Source organism: Brevundimonas alba, assembly GCF_011927945.1.
In the GTDB taxonomy this organism is placed as follows: domain Bacteria; phylum Pseudomonadota; class Alphaproteobacteria; order Caulobacterales; family Caulobacteraceae; genus Brevundimonas; species Brevundimonas alba.
Genome location: NZ_JAATJM010000001.1, coordinates 575,595 through 590,488, shown reverse-complemented (window position 1 = coordinate 590,488; position 14,894 = coordinate 575,595). Strand labels below are relative to the sequence as shown.

Sequence of the window (14,894 nt, the reverse complement as noted above, 5' to 3'; positions counted from 1 at the left end):
TCAGCGAATGGCGCACGACCACGGCCACTCTCATGCCGACGATGACCCTGATCATCACGATCACGGGCATGCGCACGGCCACCATCACCATGGCCCTGTCGACACCGGCGACTGGCGCTACGCCATCGGGCTGATCGTCAATCTCGCCTTCGTCGGCTGCGAGGTCGGGGCAGGGCTGTGGAGCGGCTCGACGGCCTTGCTGGCGGACGCGGGTCACAACCTCTCGGACGTCCTCGGCCTCGCGATGGCGGGCGGCGCGGCCTGGCTGGCGCGGCGCGCGGGCGGACCCCAGAAGACCTACGGCTACGGCAAGGCGACGGTGCTCGCTGCGCTGGCTAACGCCCTGTTGCTGATCTTCGCCTGCGGGGCCATCGCCGTCGAAGCCGTCCAGCGGCTCGACAACGGCGCCGAGGTCCAGTCGCAGATCGTCATGATCGTCGCGGGCATCGGCTTCGTCATCAATCTGGGCACCGCCCTGCTGTTCATGCGCGACCAGCATTCGGACCTGAACGCCCGCGGCGCCTATCTGCACATGATGGCCGACGCGGCCGTTTCGATCGGCGTGGTGCTGGCCGGCGCGGCCATACTGTTCACCGGCTGGTCCATCATCGACCCGCTGGTCAGCCTGATCATCGTGGCCGTGATCCTGTTCGGCACCTGGGGGCTTCTCAAGGACTCCGTCAATCTGGCGCTGGACGCCGCGCCCCGGGGCGTCGACGTGGAAGCGGTTCGTGCGGCCCTGCTCGCCCTTCCCGGCGTGGGCGCGGTGCACGATCTGCACGTCTGGGGCCTGTCGACCACGGAGACGGCGCTGACGGCCCACCTCGTGCACGACCGGCCGGATCCCGAAGCCCTGCTGGCCGAGGCGCACACTCTCGCCCGCTCCCGCTTCGCCATCCACCACACCACCCTGCAGCTGGAAGCCGGCGCCCTGCCGGATTGTCCGGACTGCTGACCTTCACAAGCGGCGCCCGAGGCGCCATCTGGCGCCCATGACCGACACCGCTTCCGGCCAGACCTCTGGCAAGATCCCCGTCACCGTCCTCACCGGCTATCTCGGCGCCGGCAAGACCACCCTGCTCAACCGCATCCTCACCGAGGACCACGGCAAGCGTTACGCTGTGATCGTCAACGAGTTCGGCGAGATCGGCATCGACAACGATCTGGTGGTCGGCGCCGACGAGGACGTGTTCGAGATGAACAACGGCTGCGTCTGCTGCACGGTGCGCGGCGACCTGATCCGCGTCGTCGCCGGCCTGATGAAGCGCCAGCGCCCCGGCAAGCCCGCCTTCGACGCCATCATCGTCGAAACGACCGGCCTCGCCGATCCCGGCCCCGTCGCCCAGACCTTCTTCGTCGACGAGGACGTCAAGGCGAAGACCCAGCTGGACAGCGTCACCGCCCTCGTCGACGCCAAACACGTCATGGCCCGCCTCGACGATTCCAAGGAGGCGCGAGAACAGGTCGCCTTCGCCGACCGCATCATCCTCAACAAGGTCGATCTGGTGTCCGAGGCCGATCTCGTCGAGGTCGAACGCCGACTCCGCAAGCTGAATCCACTGGCGCCGATCACCCGCGCCGAACGCGCCGATGTGCCGCTGGATCAGGTGCTCGGTCTCGGCGGGTTCGATCTCGAGCGTATCCTCGACATCAAGCCGGAGTTCGCCAACCCCGGCCACGGCGAGGACGGCCACGTCCACGACGAACACTGTGGCCACGACCACGCCCACGATCATCATGGCCATGACCACGCTCACGCCCATGAGCACGAACACGCCCACGGCGCGCGCGGCCATGCGCACGAGGACGACATCAAGGGCATCTCCCTGTCGCTCGACCGGCCCATGGACGGCACGAAATTCACGGCGTGGCTCGACCGTCTGCTGGGCGAGCAGGGCCAGAACATCCTGCGCGCCAAGGGCATCATCGACGTCTCCGGCGAGGACCGGCGGCTGGTCTTCCAGGCCGTTCACATGATTCTCGAGGGCGAGCTGCAGAAGCCCTGGGGCGCGCTGGAGCGCCGCTGGTCCCGCGCGGTCTTCATCGGCCGCGATCTGGACGAAGCGGAATTGCGCAAGGGGTTCGAGGCCTGCGCAGCATGACCGGCTCGGTTGACCCCACCCGCTGCGACGCGCGGCGGCCTGATCCCAACTTTGGAGCGGATCGATGAACCCGCCCCCGAAACCTCTCCCGGTGCAGGGGCGTGAGGCGGTCCTGCGCTACGATCGCGCGGACTTCGACATCGTCGAGGGCGGCGACCACGTCCGCTGCGCCGTCTCGGGCAAACCCATCCCGCTCGAACGCCTGACCTACTGGAGCGCCGAGCTGCAGGAGGCCTACGCAAATGCGGCGCTGATGACCCAGCGCTGGGTGGAGACTCACGGGCGGAGTTGAGGCGCCGGGGACTGTTCAGCCTCGCCTGATCCGCTAGGGTCGGGGCCGGAGGACGCCATGAAGAAACTGGTGCTGCTGGCCTGTGTGGCCCTGCTGTGCGGCTGCTCGACCTACACCACGCCGGGAGCCGGGGTGTCGCTCGCGGCCATCTCCGAAAACGACGGCGATATCGCCGCCGCCTTCCAGCGGGAGCCGGCGATCACCTTCCCCGCGCGGCTCGCCGTCGCGCGCGTCGCGGCGCCGGGTTACCGAAGCGGCTCGAACAACAGTGTCGGGACCGGCGCCTTCGGCATCGTCACGACGCGCGACATCGAGACGGACGAGAGCTTCGCTCGCCTCGGCGCCATGCCCCAGGTTCTGGCGGTCGCGCCGGTCAGCCGCCTGCTGGTTCCCGCCAATCTCGGAACCACCCGGGACCTGCGCGCAGCGGCTGCGCAGCTGAGGGCCGACGCCCTGCTGGTCTATACGATCGACACCCGCTTCCGCACCGAGAGCGCCGATGTCGGGCCGCTGCAGACCATCGCGCTCGGCTTCCTGCCCACCCGCAAGGCGGTGGTGAACGCCACCTGCGCCTTCATGGTCATCGATGTCCGGACGGGGTTCGTCTACGGTACCGGCGAAACCACGGCCACGGAGGACCAGCGGTCCAACCTGTGGGGCTCCGAACAGGCCATCGAGGCCGCGCGCCTCAGGGCTGAGCGCCGGGCCTTCGAGGACGGACTCGGGGAGGTCGCCAGGCTGTGGACGTCCATCCTCCAACAGCATGCAGGCGCCCGTCCCGCCGGGTGACCACCGCAACCGTGTCGGGGAGCGAGTTGACGCCCCCGGCCCGGCCACTAAACGGACCAGCATGAAGACCCAAACCTTCGACGCCCAGGTCACCGCCGCCCTGTTCGACAGCACCGGGGCGGTCTTCGCCCTGGGCGACGGCTCGGTCCGCTTCGAAGGCGGCGAGTTCAGCGCCGCCCATGACGGCGCGGTGCTGAGCGCCGCGGTCCATCCGTCCGGAGATGGCGTGGTCACCGGCGGCGACGACGGCCGGGTCATCTGGCACCGGCGCGGCGAGGCCGGCGTGCTGGCGACCTCAAAGGGCCAGTGGATCGACGCGATCGACGCCTCGCCCGAGAGCGGACTGATCGCCTTTTCCGCCGGCAAGACCCTCTCGGTGATCGATGCGAAGGACGCCGGCTTCCGCCGCGACTTCCAGCACGAGCGCACCGTCTCGGGCGTCGCCTTCGAGCCGAAGGGCCGGCGAATCGCCGCCTCGACCTATGGCGGCGCGGCCCTGTGGTTCGCCCGTATCGCCGACCAGAAGCCGACCTTCCTGAAGTGGGCCGGGTCGCACACCGGCGTGACCTGGTCGCCCGATGGCGCCTTCGTCGTCAGCGCCATGCAGGACAACCAGCTGCACGGCTGGCGCATCAAGGACCAGAAGAACCTGCGGATGGGCGGCTATCCGTCCAAGGTTCGCTCGATGAGCTTCCTCTCCAACGGCTCGCTGCTCGCCACATCGGGGGCTCAGGGCGCTGTTCTGTGGCCCTTCATCGGATCGAACGGTCCAATGGGACGCGAGGCGACAGAGATCGGCTTCGACGAGGGCAGCCTCGTCGCTCTCGTCGCGTCGCAGCCGAAGCATGGCGTCGTGGCCGCGGGCCTCAATGACGGTCGTGTCTGGCTGGCGGATCCGGCGGGCCGTGGCCTGAACTTCCTCAAGGCGGAGAAGGGCGCGCCGGTCACAGCCCTGGCCATGAGCGCCGACGCCGGCCGTGTCGCCTGGGCGGACGAGGACGGTCAGGCGGGCGTAGCGGATATCTGAAACGCTTGCGCTCAACCACGCGGACGCGTCACATCGCGCCGATGGCGGGCAACCCGATCAAGAAGCGCCGACGGCCCGTGCTGACCGTCATTGTCATGCTGGGCCTGCTGTTGCTGGTCAGCGTCGGCGTGCATCGTTTCGTCCCTCCGCCGACCACCTTCCTGATGGTCACTCGTGCGGTGGAAGGGGAGGGGATGTCCTACCGCTGGCGGTCGCTGAACAACATCTCGCCGCGTCTCATTGAGGCGGTGATCGCGTCCGAGGACTCGACCTTCTGCTCGCATCGAGGCTTCGACATGAAGGCGATCGAGAAGGCTCTGAAGGCGAATGCGCGGGCCGAGAAACGCGGGCGCGGCCGCATCCGCGGCGGCTCGACCATCAGCCAGCAGACCGCCAAGAACGTCTTCCTCTGGCCGGGGCGCGACTGGGTCCGCAAGGGCTTGGAGGCGGGCTACACCGTTCTGATCGAGACCCTGTGGGGCAAGCGCCGGGTCATGGAGGTCTATCTGAACGTCGCTGAATGGGCGCCCGGCGTCTACGGCGCCGAGGCGGCGTCGCAGCACTGGTTCGGCAAGTCGGCGGACGAGCTCAGCGCCCGCGAGGCGGCGCGGCTGGCGGCCATCCTGCCCTCGCCCCGGCGCTACAATGCCTCATCGCCGGGTCCTTACATCCGCCGGCGGGCCTCGCGTGTGCAGGCCGCCATGGGGACGGTGCGAAACGACGGCCTCGCGGCCTGTGTGCTGGATTAACCGTCACGCTTGACGGCACGGCTCCGCTCCCATCACCTGCGCGCCGAAAAGGCGGAGCAACCGCCTGATGCTGACGCCCGGGAGACCACTATGAAACGCACCCTGATGACGGCCGCCGCCCTCTGCGCCCTCAGCCTCGCCGCCGGCTGCGCCAGCCTCGGCATGGACAACGACGCCGCCGCGACGCCGGCCGCGGACGCCGCCATGCCCGCCGCCGCACCCGCCACCGCCGAGGCCGCATCCGCCTTCGTCGCCGACGCCGAGAAGCGGCTGGCCGACCTCAGCGAAGAGGCCGCCCGCATCCAGTGGACCCGCGCCACCAACATCACCCACGACACCATGTGGCTGGAGAGCCGGATCAACGCCGAGTTCACCGAGCTGCAGGTCGAGCTGGCCAACGGCGCGGCCCGCTTCAACGACGTGCAGGTGCCCGATGACGTCCGCCGCAAGCTGAACCTTCTCCGCTTGGGCATCGTGCTGCCGGCCCCGAACCGGCCGGGCGCGGCCGGCGAACTGGCCGAGATCACGACCCGGCTGGACTCGACCTACGCGACCGGCAAGTTCGAGTTCAAGGGTCGCCAGATCACCCTCGACGAAGCCTCGATCCTGATGGCCGAGAGCCGCGATCCGGCCGAGCTGAAGGCGCTGTATGAGGGCTGGCGCACCATCTCGCCGGTCATGGCCCCCGACTACGCTCGCATGGTCGAGATCGCCAACGAAGGCTCGCGCGAACTGGGCTTCGCCGACACCGGGGCGATGTGGCGCGCCGGCTACGACATGGAGCCCGACGCCTTCGCCGCCGAGACCGACCGCCTGTGGGAACAGGTCAAGCCGTTCTACGAGAACCTGCACTGCTATGTGCGCGATCGGCTGAACGCCAAATACGGCGACGCCGTCCAGCCGGACACGGGGCCGATCCGCGCCGACCTGCTGGGCAATATGTGGTCGCAGCAGTGGGGGAACATCTACGACGTGGTCGCCCCGACCTCGGGCGGCGAGTCCAGCTACGACCTGACCAAACTGCTCGAAGGCGCCGACTACGACGCGACGAAAATGGTCAAGACGGGCGAGAATTTCTACGTCTCGATGGGCCTCGATCCCCTGCCGCAGACCTTCTGGGAGCGGTCGATGATCACCCGGCCGCGGGACCGCGAAGTGGTCTGCCACGCCTCGGCCTGGGATCTCGACAACGCCGACGACATCCGCATCAAGATGTGCACCCAGGTGAACGGCGACGACTTCTACACGGTCCACCACGAGCTCGGTCACAACTTCTATCAGCGCGCCTACAAGGGTCAGCCCTTCCTGTTCAAGAACGGCGCGAACGACGGCTTCCACGAGGCGATCGGCGACTTCGTCGGCCTCTCGGCCCTGACCCCGACCTATCTGAACCAGATCGGCCTGCTGGACAGGGTGCCCGGCGAGTCCGAGGACATCCCGTTCCTGTTGAAGATGGCGCTCGACAAGATCGCCTTCATGCCGTTCGGCCTGATGGTCGACCGCTGGCGCTGGGGCGTGTTCAATGGCGAGACGACGCCGGCGGAGTATAACGACGCCTGGTCCGCGGACATGCTGCGCTACCAGGGGCTGGTCCCGCCGGGGCCGCGTCCGGAGAACGCCTTCGATCCGGGCGCGAAATACCACATCCCCGGCAACACGCCGTACACCCGCTACTTCCTCGCCGGCATCTACCAGTTCCAGTTCCACCGCGCGGCCTGCAAACAGGCGGGCTGGACGGGGCCGCTGCACCGCTGCTCGATCTACGGCAACGAGGAGGTCGGACGGCGCTTCAACACCATGCTGGAGATGGGCCAGTCGCGTCCGTGGCCCGAGGCCATGCAGGCCTTCACCGGGGAGCGGGGCAACGACGCCTCGGCCATCACCGACTATTTCGCGCCGCTGAACGTCTGGCTGACCGAGCAGAACCGCGGAAAAGACTGCGGCTGGGGGGCCTGAGGCCCCTCCACCGGGTTGGCTGAACGTCGATCACGTTAACTTTCGCTGTTGGCGCTTCTCTTAACCAGGATGCGTCAGAGTCCCTCCGTGACCGTAGGCGGATTGCGCCAGCGGCGACGACGGCTGGGAACGGCGAATGGGGCTCACGAACTGGATCGGCGGTGTGTTGGGCAGCGCCTGGGCGCTGACCCGGCGCGTGGCGGCCGACGCACGCGGCAACGTCGCCATGCTGTTCGGTCTCAGCCTGCCGGTGCTGATCCTGATGACTTTCGGCGGCGTCGACATCCACCGGATGTCGACGGTCAAGGTCAATCTGCAGGATGCGCTGGACGCCGCCGCCCTTGCCGCGGCCCGCTCGCCCTATACCGCCAACGCCGACCTGCAGCGGGTCGGACTGGCGGCGCTGAAGGCCAATCTTCAAGCCTATCCGAACGTGACGCTGGAAGAGAACCAGACGCATTTCGTCCTCAACACTGACGACGTGGTGATCGCCGACGCGCGGGTGCAGGTGAAAACCCTCGTCGCCAACATCTTCCTGCCGCCGTACGGCCAGCTGATGGACGACTACCTGCCGGTCGGCAGCCACTCCGAGGTCGACCGCTCGTCCCGCAACATCGAGGTCGCCATGGTGCTCGACCTCACCGGCTCGATGGAAGGCGCCAGGATCGAGGCCCTCATCGAAGCGGCCAAGGATCTGGTCGACGTGGTCGTCCAGGACGTCCAGACGCCCTACTATTCCAAGATCGCGCTGGTCCCGTACTCCAACTCGGTGAACCCGGGCAGCAGCTATCTGTCGACGGTCAGGGGCGGGGTGACGGGTTCGACCAACATCAGCAACGCCGTCATCAATCTGAGCGGCACCCAGCGGACAATCTCCAGCGCCACCAAGGCGCGGCCCGTGGTGATCACCACGTCGGCCAACCACGGCTTCGTCAACGGCGACATCGTCTGGATCACCAGCTCGACCGGCATGACCCAGCTGAACAACAAGCCCTATGTCGTGACCAACAAGACCAACACGACGTTCGAGCTCTACACCATGGGCGGCAGCCGCGTGGATGGCCGGAACTACAGCACCTACAACGGCAGCGGCCGGGTGCAGAAATGCCAGAACAACGACTGCTCGATCACCGTAACCGCCAACGCCCACGGCCTGCTGAACAACCAGTACGTTCACATCAACGGCGTGAGCGGCATGACCCAGATCAACGACAAGACCTACCTTGTCGGCAACGTCACGACCAATACCTACACGATCGACCCTGACGATGGCTCGCAGATCAACCCCTACACCTCGGGCGGCAAGTCCTGGTGCGCCCAGGCCGGCTGCACCTGGTTCGCGTTCGAGAACGTCAATGAAGATCTGGTCGCGAACAAGATCAGCTCGTGCGTCACCGAACGGACGGGCGCGCAGGCCTGGACCGAGGCCCGTCCGACCGGCGCCTCCTCCTACGTCGGCCGTCACTACCCCGATACCGCGGGCGGCTGCCTGAGCAATGCGGTGGTGCCGCTGACGGCCAACAAGAACACCCTCAAGACCGCGATCAATAACTTCAGCGTCGAAGGCACGACGGCCGGCCACATCGGGATCGGCTGGGGCTGGTACACGATCTCGCCGACCTTCAGTCAGCTGTGGTCGTCGGGCACGGCCGCCGCCTACAACACCGCGCACACCCTGAAGGCGCTGGTCATCATGACGGACGGCGAGTTCAACACCGCCTACTGCAACGCCGTCCCGGACATGAACACCGGCTCGACCAGCGCCACCTACCGGAACAACTGCTCGGCCAACAACGGCGACGCCTTCAGCCAGAGCCGTACGCTGTGCACTGCGATCAAGAACCGGGGCATCCTGATCTACACCGTCGGCTTCCAGATCGCCGCGGATGGCGAGGCCGCCGACGTTCTGTCCGACTGCGCAAGCTCGCCTACGAACTTCCACATCGCCAGCAGCGCCGCCGACCTGTCCGACGCCTTCGCCGCGATCGGCCGGGACATCACCCAGCTGCGGATCTCGAAATAGCGAAAGGGCGCGGCGTCCTTCGACGCCGCGCCCTTCCCTTTTCGATGCGAGACGCCCGCGCTCAGATCAGCCGGATTTCCTTCAGCCGCTCGGTCAGGAAGTCCTCGGCCATGATCGCCTTGCCGGCGTAGCGGTCGGGGTTCTCTTCCGAGATCATGGTCGGCAGAGTCTCGATCACGAAGTCCGGGTTGAAGTGCAGGAAGAACGGCGTGGAGTAGCGGGCGAAGCTGGCCCGTTCCGGCGCGGGATTGATCACACGGTGGCTCGTTGACGGCAGGACGTGGTTGGTCAGCCGCTGCAGCATGTCGCCGATATTGACGACCAGGGCTCCCGGCGGCGGGGCGATGTCCAGCCATTCCCCGTCGGCGTCCTTGAGCTGCAGGCCGGCCTCTTCGGCGCCGAGCAGCAGGGTGATGACGTTGATGTCCTCATGAGCGCCGGCGCGTACGCCTGACGCGCCGGCCGCCACCGGCGGGTAGTGCAGCATGCGCAGGATGCTGTTCCCCAGCTCGACCTTGTCGTCGAAGAATTCGTCGCCCAGTTCGAGGTAGCGGGCGATGGCCCGCAGGATCTTGGCGCCGAGTTGGTCCATGGCCGAGAACATCCCGTACAGGTGCTCGCGGAAGCCCTCGACCTCGGTCGGCCAGACATTGTCGCGCATGTATTTGCGGTAGGGGTGCACTTCCGGCAGCTCGCGCCCGACGTGCCAGAACTCCTTCAGGTCGACCGTCGCCGCGCCTTTGGCCGCCTCGACGCCGAACGGCGTCAGGCCGCGCGCACCGCCTGTCCCGGGCTGGTGGTACTGGCGTTTCACGTCTTCAGGCAGGGCGAAGAAGGCCTTGGCGTCGTCGATGGCCGCCTCGATCACCGTTTCATCCAGCCCATGGTCGGCGATCACGGCGAAGCCGTAGCGCTTGAACGACGTGCCGAGCTTGTCGGCGAAGGCCTGGAAATCGGTGTCGTACAGCGTCATCGAGACCGGTTCGATGGAGCGGCGGGCGGTGGTGGAGCTCAGGCTGTCGGCCATGGCGGAACCTCAAGACTACATTCGGGCGTTTCCATACGCCCTGCGAGCCGATGTTGGCAAAGCGAGGGCGCCGGCGCACGCCGCGGATGAATCCACACGCGCCGGCCGTTCAAGAACGGTACAGCTTGGAACCTTGACCGTAAGGCTGCGTTCCGCCGTCAACCAGAACACTGGAAGGACCACTCCCATGCACGCCAAACTCATCGTCACCGGCGTCAGCGTCATCGCCCTGCTGGGCGCCTGCACGACGACCGACCCCTACAGCTCGACGCCGCGGCGCAACAACACCGGCACGGGCGCGATCGCCGGCGCCCTCGGCGGCGCCCTGCTCGGCTATCTGACCAACACCTCGAACTCCGAGGAAGGCCGCAAGAACGCACTGATCGGAGCCGGCATCGGCGCGCTCGGCGGCGCGGCGGTCGGCGCCTATATGGATCGTCAGCAGCGCGAGCTCGAGGCCGAGCTGTCGGGCAGCGGCGTGGGCGTCGCGCGCCAAGGCGACAACCTGGTCCTTCGCATGCCGTCGGACGTGACCTTCGCGTCCAATCAGGCGTCGATCAGCCCGCGCTTCAACGCCACGCTCGATGACGTCGCGGCGGTGCTGAACCGTTACGACCAGTCGGTGATCGACATCATCGGCCACGCCGACTCCGACGGCGCCGACGACTACAACCTCAATCTCTCGCGCCAGCGGGCCTCTTCGGTGGCCCAGTATCTGGTCAACCGCAACGTCCTGGCCGACCGCCTCTACGTTGACGGCCGCGGCGAGAGCCAGCCGGTCGCGACCAACGCCACGGCCGAGGGCAAGGCCCAGAACCGTCGCGTCGAGATCGTTATCCGCCCGTTCCGCGGCTAACGCTCAAGCAGCGAGCCGCCGCGCGGCGAGCGACAGCGCAAACAAGAAAGGCGGAGCTTCGGCTCCGCCTTTTTTGTGGCTGCACACCGTTCCGTGACTTGCGGCCGCAACTCGCAGGTGCTGGATAACGCACGTTGTTTCGACTCGGGGGAAACGCGTGCGTCCGGACCACGAATTCACTGACGGCATTCGTCTGGGCGCCATCGCAGTAGCCTCTGCGGTGATCACCGCCATGCTCGTGATCGGCGTCGGCCGGACCCTCTTGCCGCAGCCGGAAGCCCAGGCCGCCGAGCGGCCCGCCTTGATCCAGGCATCCCTGCGCTAGACGCGACCGATAGAGGCGTAGCGGAAGCCGCGCGCCCGCATGTCGTCAGGCCGGTAGACGTTGCGCAGATCGACCATCACCGGATGGCGCAGCAGCAGCTTCACGCGGTTCAGATCCAGCGCCCGGAACTGGTCCCACTCGGTCATGATGACCACGACGTCGGCGCCGGCGACGGCGTCATAGGGACCATCCTTGAACACTACACCCGGCAGCAGGTGCGCGGCTTCGCCCATGCCCTCCGGGTCGAAGGCCTGCACCGTCGCGCCCATGGCCATCAGGGCCGGGGCCACATCCAGCGAGGGGGCGTCGCGCATGTCGTCCGTGTTGGGCTTGAAGGTCAGACCCAGCAGGGCGACCGTCTTGCCTGCCAGGTCGCCGTCGAGGGCCGCGGCCACCTTGCCGGCCATCGCCTTCTTGCGGGCGTCGTTGACCTCGACCGTGGTCTCGATCAGCCGCACCGGGGATCCGGCGTCGACGGCCGTGCGCACAAGCGCCAGCGTATCCTTGGGGAAGCAGGAGCCGCCATAGCCCGGGCCCGCATGCAGGAATTTCGAGCCGATCCGGTTGTCGAGGCCGATGCCGCGCGCGACCTGCTGCACGTCCGCGCCAACCTTCTCGCACAGGTCAGCCATCTCGTTGATGAAGGTGATCTTCATCGCCAGGAAGGCGTTGGCCGCATATTTGATCAGCTCTGACGTCCGCCGACCGGTGAACAGGATCGGCGTCTCGTTCAGGTTCAGCGGCCGATAGAGTTCACGCATCACGGCCTGGGAGCGTGGATCCTCCGCCCCGACGACGATACGGTCCGGGCGCTTGAAATCCTCGATCGCCGCGCCCTCGCGCAGGAACTCCGGGTTCGAGACGACCGCGAAGTCGGCGTCGGGCCGCCGGGCGCGGATGATGGCCTCGATTTCGTCGCCGGTGCCGACCGGCACGGTCGATTTGGTGACGATGACGGTGAAGCCCTCGATCAGGCCGGCGATCTCCTCGGCGGCGGCGTGGACATAGGACAGGTCCGCGTGACCGTCGCCCCGTCGCGAGGGGGTGCCGACGGCGATGAAGACAGCGTCGGCTGTGCGAATAGCCTCGGCGCCGTCCAGCGCGAACGACAGTCGTCCGTCGCGCACATTGGTGGCGACCAGATCGTCCAGACCGGGCTCGAAGATGGGGATTTCGCCCCGCTCCAGCCGCTCGATCTTCGACGGATCCTTGTCGACGCATGTCACGTCATGGCCGAAGTCGGCGAAACAGGCCCCTGAGACCAGGCCCACATAGCCGGTTCCGATCATTGCGACGCGCATGCGGGCTCACCCCCTTCGACAGTGGCCGGGAGATAGCGGTCAGGCCGGCCTTTGACCACCCCGGCTCAGGTGGCGGCCCCGCAAAACAAAACCGCCGGCCCCGTGAGGGACCGGCGGCTCTGTCTTGTTTCGCGCCGGCTCCGGCCCGGAGGCCGGGAGCCGTATCGACTTCAACCTAGAAGTTGATGCCGATGGTGGCGCGGCGGTTCAGAGGCTCGCGAACGCCGTCGGCGGTCGGGCGGGCCAGGGCGGTTTCACCCTTGCCGTCCAGCGAGATCACGCCGCCGTTGACGCCCTGGGCGACCAGCGCGTCCGCAACGGTGCGGGCGCGGCGGTTGGACAGGCCGACGTTATAGGCAGCCGAACCCGAGGTGTCGGCGTGGCCGACGACCAGAACGCGGGTCGGACGGCCCGACTTGGCGTAGTTGGCGGCTTGCGTGACCACCGAACGGGCTTCGGCCGTGAGGTCCGAACGATCCCAGTCGAAGTAGACCACGAACTCACGCGCCGTCGGAGCCGGGGGCGGCGGGGGAGGCGGCGGGGGCGGCGGGGGAGCCACGATCGGCGGCGGCGGGGGCGGCGGCGGCGGCGGGATGTACGCCGGCTCGTCGGCGCCGAACGCATAGCGCAGGCCCAGGCTGATGGTGTGGCTGTCGTCGTAACGGCCGGCGAACGGACCGACCAGCGGCGCGTCAGCGGCCACGGAGACGAAGGTGTCGAACTCCATGTTCGTCATCAGGTAGCGGTAGGTCAGGTCCAGGTTCATCCGGTCCGACAGCTGCCACGCCAGACCGGCGATGGCTTGCGCCGCCAGCTTGGTCGAGCTGTCGTCGGCGCCCACCGCGGTCGTGCGACGGCCGCCGAGGGTGCCGAGGAACTCGGTGTTGACCCGCGCCACGCCGGCGCCGAGGCCAATGAACGGACGGAAGGTCGAGTCCGCGTTGCCGAAGTCATAGATGACATTGGCCATCAGCGTCGTGGCGCTGATGTCGCCTTCGGGGTTTTCGCAGGGGCCGGCGGCCGGGATGGCGTTGCAAACGCCGGTCGGCACGTTGCCGCCCGGATTCGTGACGGTGCCGATTTCACCGCTGCGGTAGCCGCCTTCCAGCTCCACGCGCCAGTTCGGCGTGAAGCGGTAGCCCAGACGGGCGAACGCCGCCCAGTCGTCATCGACCTCGAAGTCCCACTGGGGACCCGTGGTTTGCGAGACCAGTTCCAGATCGTCGATCGTGTGGTAGCCCACATCGACCGCGCCGTACCAGCCGTTCGGCTCGGCAGCCGCAACGCCGGCTGAGAACAGCCCTGCCATTGCGACGCCGGCGAGAAGTTTCACCTTCATGATATCCCTCACACTCATGGTTGCCCGAATGCCCACGCATTACACGGGACGCTCCGGAGCCGAACGGCAATGTACGGTTCCGGTTCCTTGTTTTCGCTCAGAATGCGGCGACTGTGGCGCCATTCCAACACATTCCTGCGGGGCTGTTTCAAGCCGGGACGCCTGCTAGGAGGACTCAACGCGTGAACGGAGAAGATGGATGGCGATGAGGTTCGACGGCCGGGTGGCGATCGTTACGGGAGCCGGCGGCGGCCTTGGGCGCGAACACGCCTTGGCGCTGGCCAAACGTGGCGCGTGGGTCGTGGTCAATGATCTGGGCGGCGCGCGCGACGGCTCCGGCGGGTCCGCGACGGCCGCAGAGGCCGTGGTGGCCGAGATCGAGGCCGCGGGCGGCGAGGCGATGGCCAATGCCGCGTCGGTCACCGATCCCGTGGCCGTTCGGGCCATGGTCGACGCCGTTATGGCGAAATGGGGCCGGGTCGATATTTTGGTGAACAACGCGGGGGTCCTGCGCGACAAGACCTTCGCCAAGATGGAACTCGAGGATTTCCGCTTCGTCGTCGACGTCCATCTGATGGGCGCGGTGAATTGCACCAAGGCCGTCTGGGACATCATGCGGGAGGCCAATTACGGCCGGATCGTGATGACGACCTCGTCGTCCGGCCTCTACGGGAACTTTGGCCAGTCGAACTACGGCGCGGCGAAGATGGCGCTGGTCGGCCTGATGCAGACCCTGTCGATCGAGGGCGCCAAGAACGACATCCGGGTGAACTGTCTCGCGCCCACCGCCCACACGCGGATGACCGAGGATCTTGGCGCCCGCCTGCCGCTGGAACTGCTGGGACCCGAGATGGTCACGCCCGGCCTGCTTCATCTGGTCAGCGAGGATGCCCCCAGCCGCTGCATTCTCACCGCCGGCGCCGGCGGGTTCGAGCGCGCCTATGTGACCCTGACCCAGGGCGCATGGATCGCGGGCGAGGACGCGCCCGAGCAGGTGGCGGCCCGTTTCGGGGAAATCTCCGACCGCACAGGCGAAGTCGTGCCGGACATGGGCGCGGCGCAGGGCTTCATCGAACTGACCAAGGCGCAGGCCGCGCACAAGGCTTGA

The 14,894-nt window shown here is 67.5% G+C and carries 14 protein-coding genes; 11 read left to right on the top strand and 3 right to left on the bottom strand.

What is annotated here, in order from left to right:
• The first annotated feature begins 7 nt into the window (after positions 1–7).
• The 8 genes from GGQ87_RS02875 (at position 8) to GGQ87_RS02840 (ending at position 8,938) form a co-directional block, all read left to right on the top strand.
• Positions 8–955 carry a cation diffusion facilitator family transporter gene (locus GGQ87_RS02875; RefSeq protein WP_168045200.1) on the top strand — a complete coding sequence of 316 codons (948 nt, stop codon included), beginning with the start codon at positions 8–10 and terminating at the stop codon, positions 953–955.
• 37 nt (positions 956–992) lie between these two features.
• The gene (locus GGQ87_RS02870; RefSeq protein ID WP_168045199.1) at positions 993–2,102 is read left to right on the top strand and encodes a CobW family GTP-binding protein; all 1,110 of its coding nucleotides are present in this window, start codon (positions 993–995) and stop codon (positions 2,100–2,102) included.
• 64 nt (positions 2,103–2,166) lie between these two features.
• The gene (locus GGQ87_RS02865) at positions 2,167–2,394 is read left to right on the top strand and encodes a DUF2093 domain-containing protein (RefSeq protein ID WP_168045198.1); all 228 of its coding nucleotides are present in this window, start codon (positions 2,167–2,169) and stop codon (positions 2,392–2,394) included.
• 57 nt (positions 2,395–2,451) lie between these two features.
• Entirely contained in the window at positions 2,452–3,183 is a 732-nt protein-coding gene (locus GGQ87_RS02860) for a hypothetical protein (RefSeq protein ID WP_168045197.1), read from the top strand.
• A gap of 61 nt (positions 3,184–3,244) precedes the next feature.
• Positions 3,245–4,210, top strand: coding sequence for a WD40 repeat domain-containing protein (locus GGQ87_RS02855; RefSeq protein ID WP_168045196.1), 966 nt, complete (start codon positions 3,245–3,247; stop codon positions 4,208–4,210).
• 41 nt (positions 4,211–4,251) lie between these two features.
• On the top strand, positions 4,252–4,959 hold the full coding sequence (gene mtgA, locus GGQ87_RS02850; protein WP_168047266.1) for a monofunctional biosynthetic peptidoglycan transglycosylase: 708 nt from the start codon (positions 4,252–4,254) through the stop codon (positions 4,957–4,959).
• 90 nt (positions 4,960–5,049) lie between these two features.
• On the top strand, positions 5,050–6,915 hold the full coding sequence (locus GGQ87_RS02845) for a M2 family metallopeptidase (protein ID WP_168045195.1): 1,866 nt from the start codon (positions 5,050–5,052) through the stop codon (positions 6,913–6,915).
• A gap of 136 nt (positions 6,916–7,051) precedes the next feature.
• Complete coding sequence (locus tag GGQ87_RS02840) at positions 7,052–8,938, top strand: TadE/TadG family type IV pilus assembly protein (protein ID WP_168045194.1); 1,887 nt, start codon at positions 7,052–7,054, stop codon at positions 8,936–8,938.
• Positions 8,939–8,999: 61 nt separating this feature from the next.
• Here the strand turns inward: GGQ87_RS02840 and GGQ87_RS02835 are convergent, their stop codons facing one another.
• Positions 9,000–9,965 (bottom strand): isopenicillin N synthase family dioxygenase, encoded by a 966-nt coding sequence (locus GGQ87_RS02835; RefSeq protein ID WP_168045193.1) that lies wholly within the window; start codon positions 9,963–9,965, stop codon positions 9,000–9,002.
• Between the two features lie 187 nt (positions 9,966–10,152).
• On the opposite strand from GGQ87_RS02835, the gene GGQ87_RS02830 reads away from it, so the two are divergent.
• Together GGQ87_RS02830 and GGQ87_RS02825 are read left to right on the top strand one after the other, a co-directional pair.
• The gene (locus GGQ87_RS02830; RefSeq protein WP_168045192.1) at positions 10,153–10,821 is read left to right on the top strand and encodes a YiaD family glycine zipper/OmpA-like lipoprotein; all 669 of its coding nucleotides are present in this window, start codon (positions 10,153–10,155) and stop codon (positions 10,819–10,821) included.
• A 157-nt stretch (positions 10,822–10,978) separates the two neighbouring features.
• Positions 10,979–11,146 carry a hypothetical protein gene (locus GGQ87_RS02825; protein ID WP_168045191.1) on the top strand — a complete coding sequence of 56 codons (168 nt, stop codon included), beginning with the start codon at positions 10,979–10,981 and terminating at the stop codon, positions 11,144–11,146.
• Here the strand turns inward: GGQ87_RS02825 and GGQ87_RS02820 are convergent.
• The gene (locus tag GGQ87_RS02820) at positions 11,143–12,447 is read right to left on the bottom strand and encodes a UDP-glucose dehydrogenase family protein (protein ID WP_168045190.1); all 1,305 of its coding nucleotides are present in this window, start codon (positions 12,445–12,447) and stop codon (positions 11,143–11,145) included. The genes GGQ87_RS02825 and GGQ87_RS02820 overlap by 4 nt on opposite strands.
• A gap of 175 nt (positions 12,448–12,622) precedes the next feature.
• A complete protein-coding gene (locus tag GGQ87_RS02815; protein ID WP_168045189.1) occupies positions 12,623–13,786 on the bottom strand; it encodes an OmpA family protein in 1,164 nt (387 codons plus the stop codon).
• 199 nt (positions 13,787–13,985) lie between these two features.
• Between GGQ87_RS02815 and GGQ87_RS02810 the strand changes: the two genes are divergently transcribed.
• The gene (locus GGQ87_RS02810) at positions 13,986–14,894 is read left to right on the top strand and encodes an SDR family NAD(P)-dependent oxidoreductase (protein ID WP_168045188.1); all 909 of its coding nucleotides are present in this window, start codon (positions 13,986–13,988) and stop codon (positions 14,892–14,894) included.

Coding starts and splice junctions, on each gene's coding strand:
- GGQ87_RS02820 (WP_168045190.1), bottom strand. CDS start 12,447: ATGCGCGTCGCAATGATCGGAACCGGCTATGTGGGCCTGGTCTCAGGG.
- GGQ87_RS02815 (WP_168045189.1), bottom strand. CDS start 13,786: ATGAAGGTGAAACTTCTCGCCGGCGTCGCAATGGCAGGGCTGTTCTCA.
- GGQ87_RS02855 (WP_168045196.1), top strand. CDS start 3,245: ATGAAGACCCAAACCTTCGACGCCCAGGTCACCGCCGCCCTGTTCGAC.
- GGQ87_RS02870 (WP_168045199.1), top strand. CDS start 993: ATGACCGACACCGCTTCCGGCCAGACCTCTGGCAAGATCCCCGTCACC.
- GGQ87_RS02830 (WP_168045192.1), top strand. CDS start 10,153: ATGCACGCCAAACTCATCGTCACCGGCGTCAGCGTCATCGCCCTGCTG.
- GGQ87_RS02845 (WP_168045195.1), top strand. CDS start 5,050: ATGAAACGCACCCTGATGACGGCCGCCGCCCTCTGCGCCCTCAGCCTC.
- GGQ87_RS02810 (WP_168045188.1), top strand. CDS start 13,986: ATGGCGATGAGGTTCGACGGCCGGGTGGCGATCGTTACGGGAGCCGGC.
- GGQ87_RS02835 (WP_168045193.1), bottom strand. CDS start 9,965: ATGGCCGACAGCCTGAGCTCCACCACCGCCCGCCGCTCCATCGAACCG.
- GGQ87_RS02875 (WP_168045200.1), top strand. CDS start 8: ATGGCGCACGACCACGGCCACTCTCATGCCGACGATGACCCTGATCAT.
- GGQ87_RS02840 (WP_168045194.1), top strand. CDS start 7,052: ATGGGGCTCACGAACTGGATCGGCGGTGTGTTGGGCAGCGCCTGGGCG.
- GGQ87_RS02860 (WP_168045197.1), top strand. CDS start 2,452: ATGAAGAAACTGGTGCTGCTGGCCTGTGTGGCCCTGCTGTGCGGCTGC.
- GGQ87_RS02865 (WP_168045198.1), top strand. CDS start 2,167: ATGAACCCGCCCCCGAAACCTCTCCCGGTGCAGGGGCGTGAGGCGGTC.
- mtgA (WP_168047266.1), top strand. CDS start 4,252: ATGGCGGGCAACCCGATCAAGAAGCGCCGACGGCCCGTGCTGACCGTC.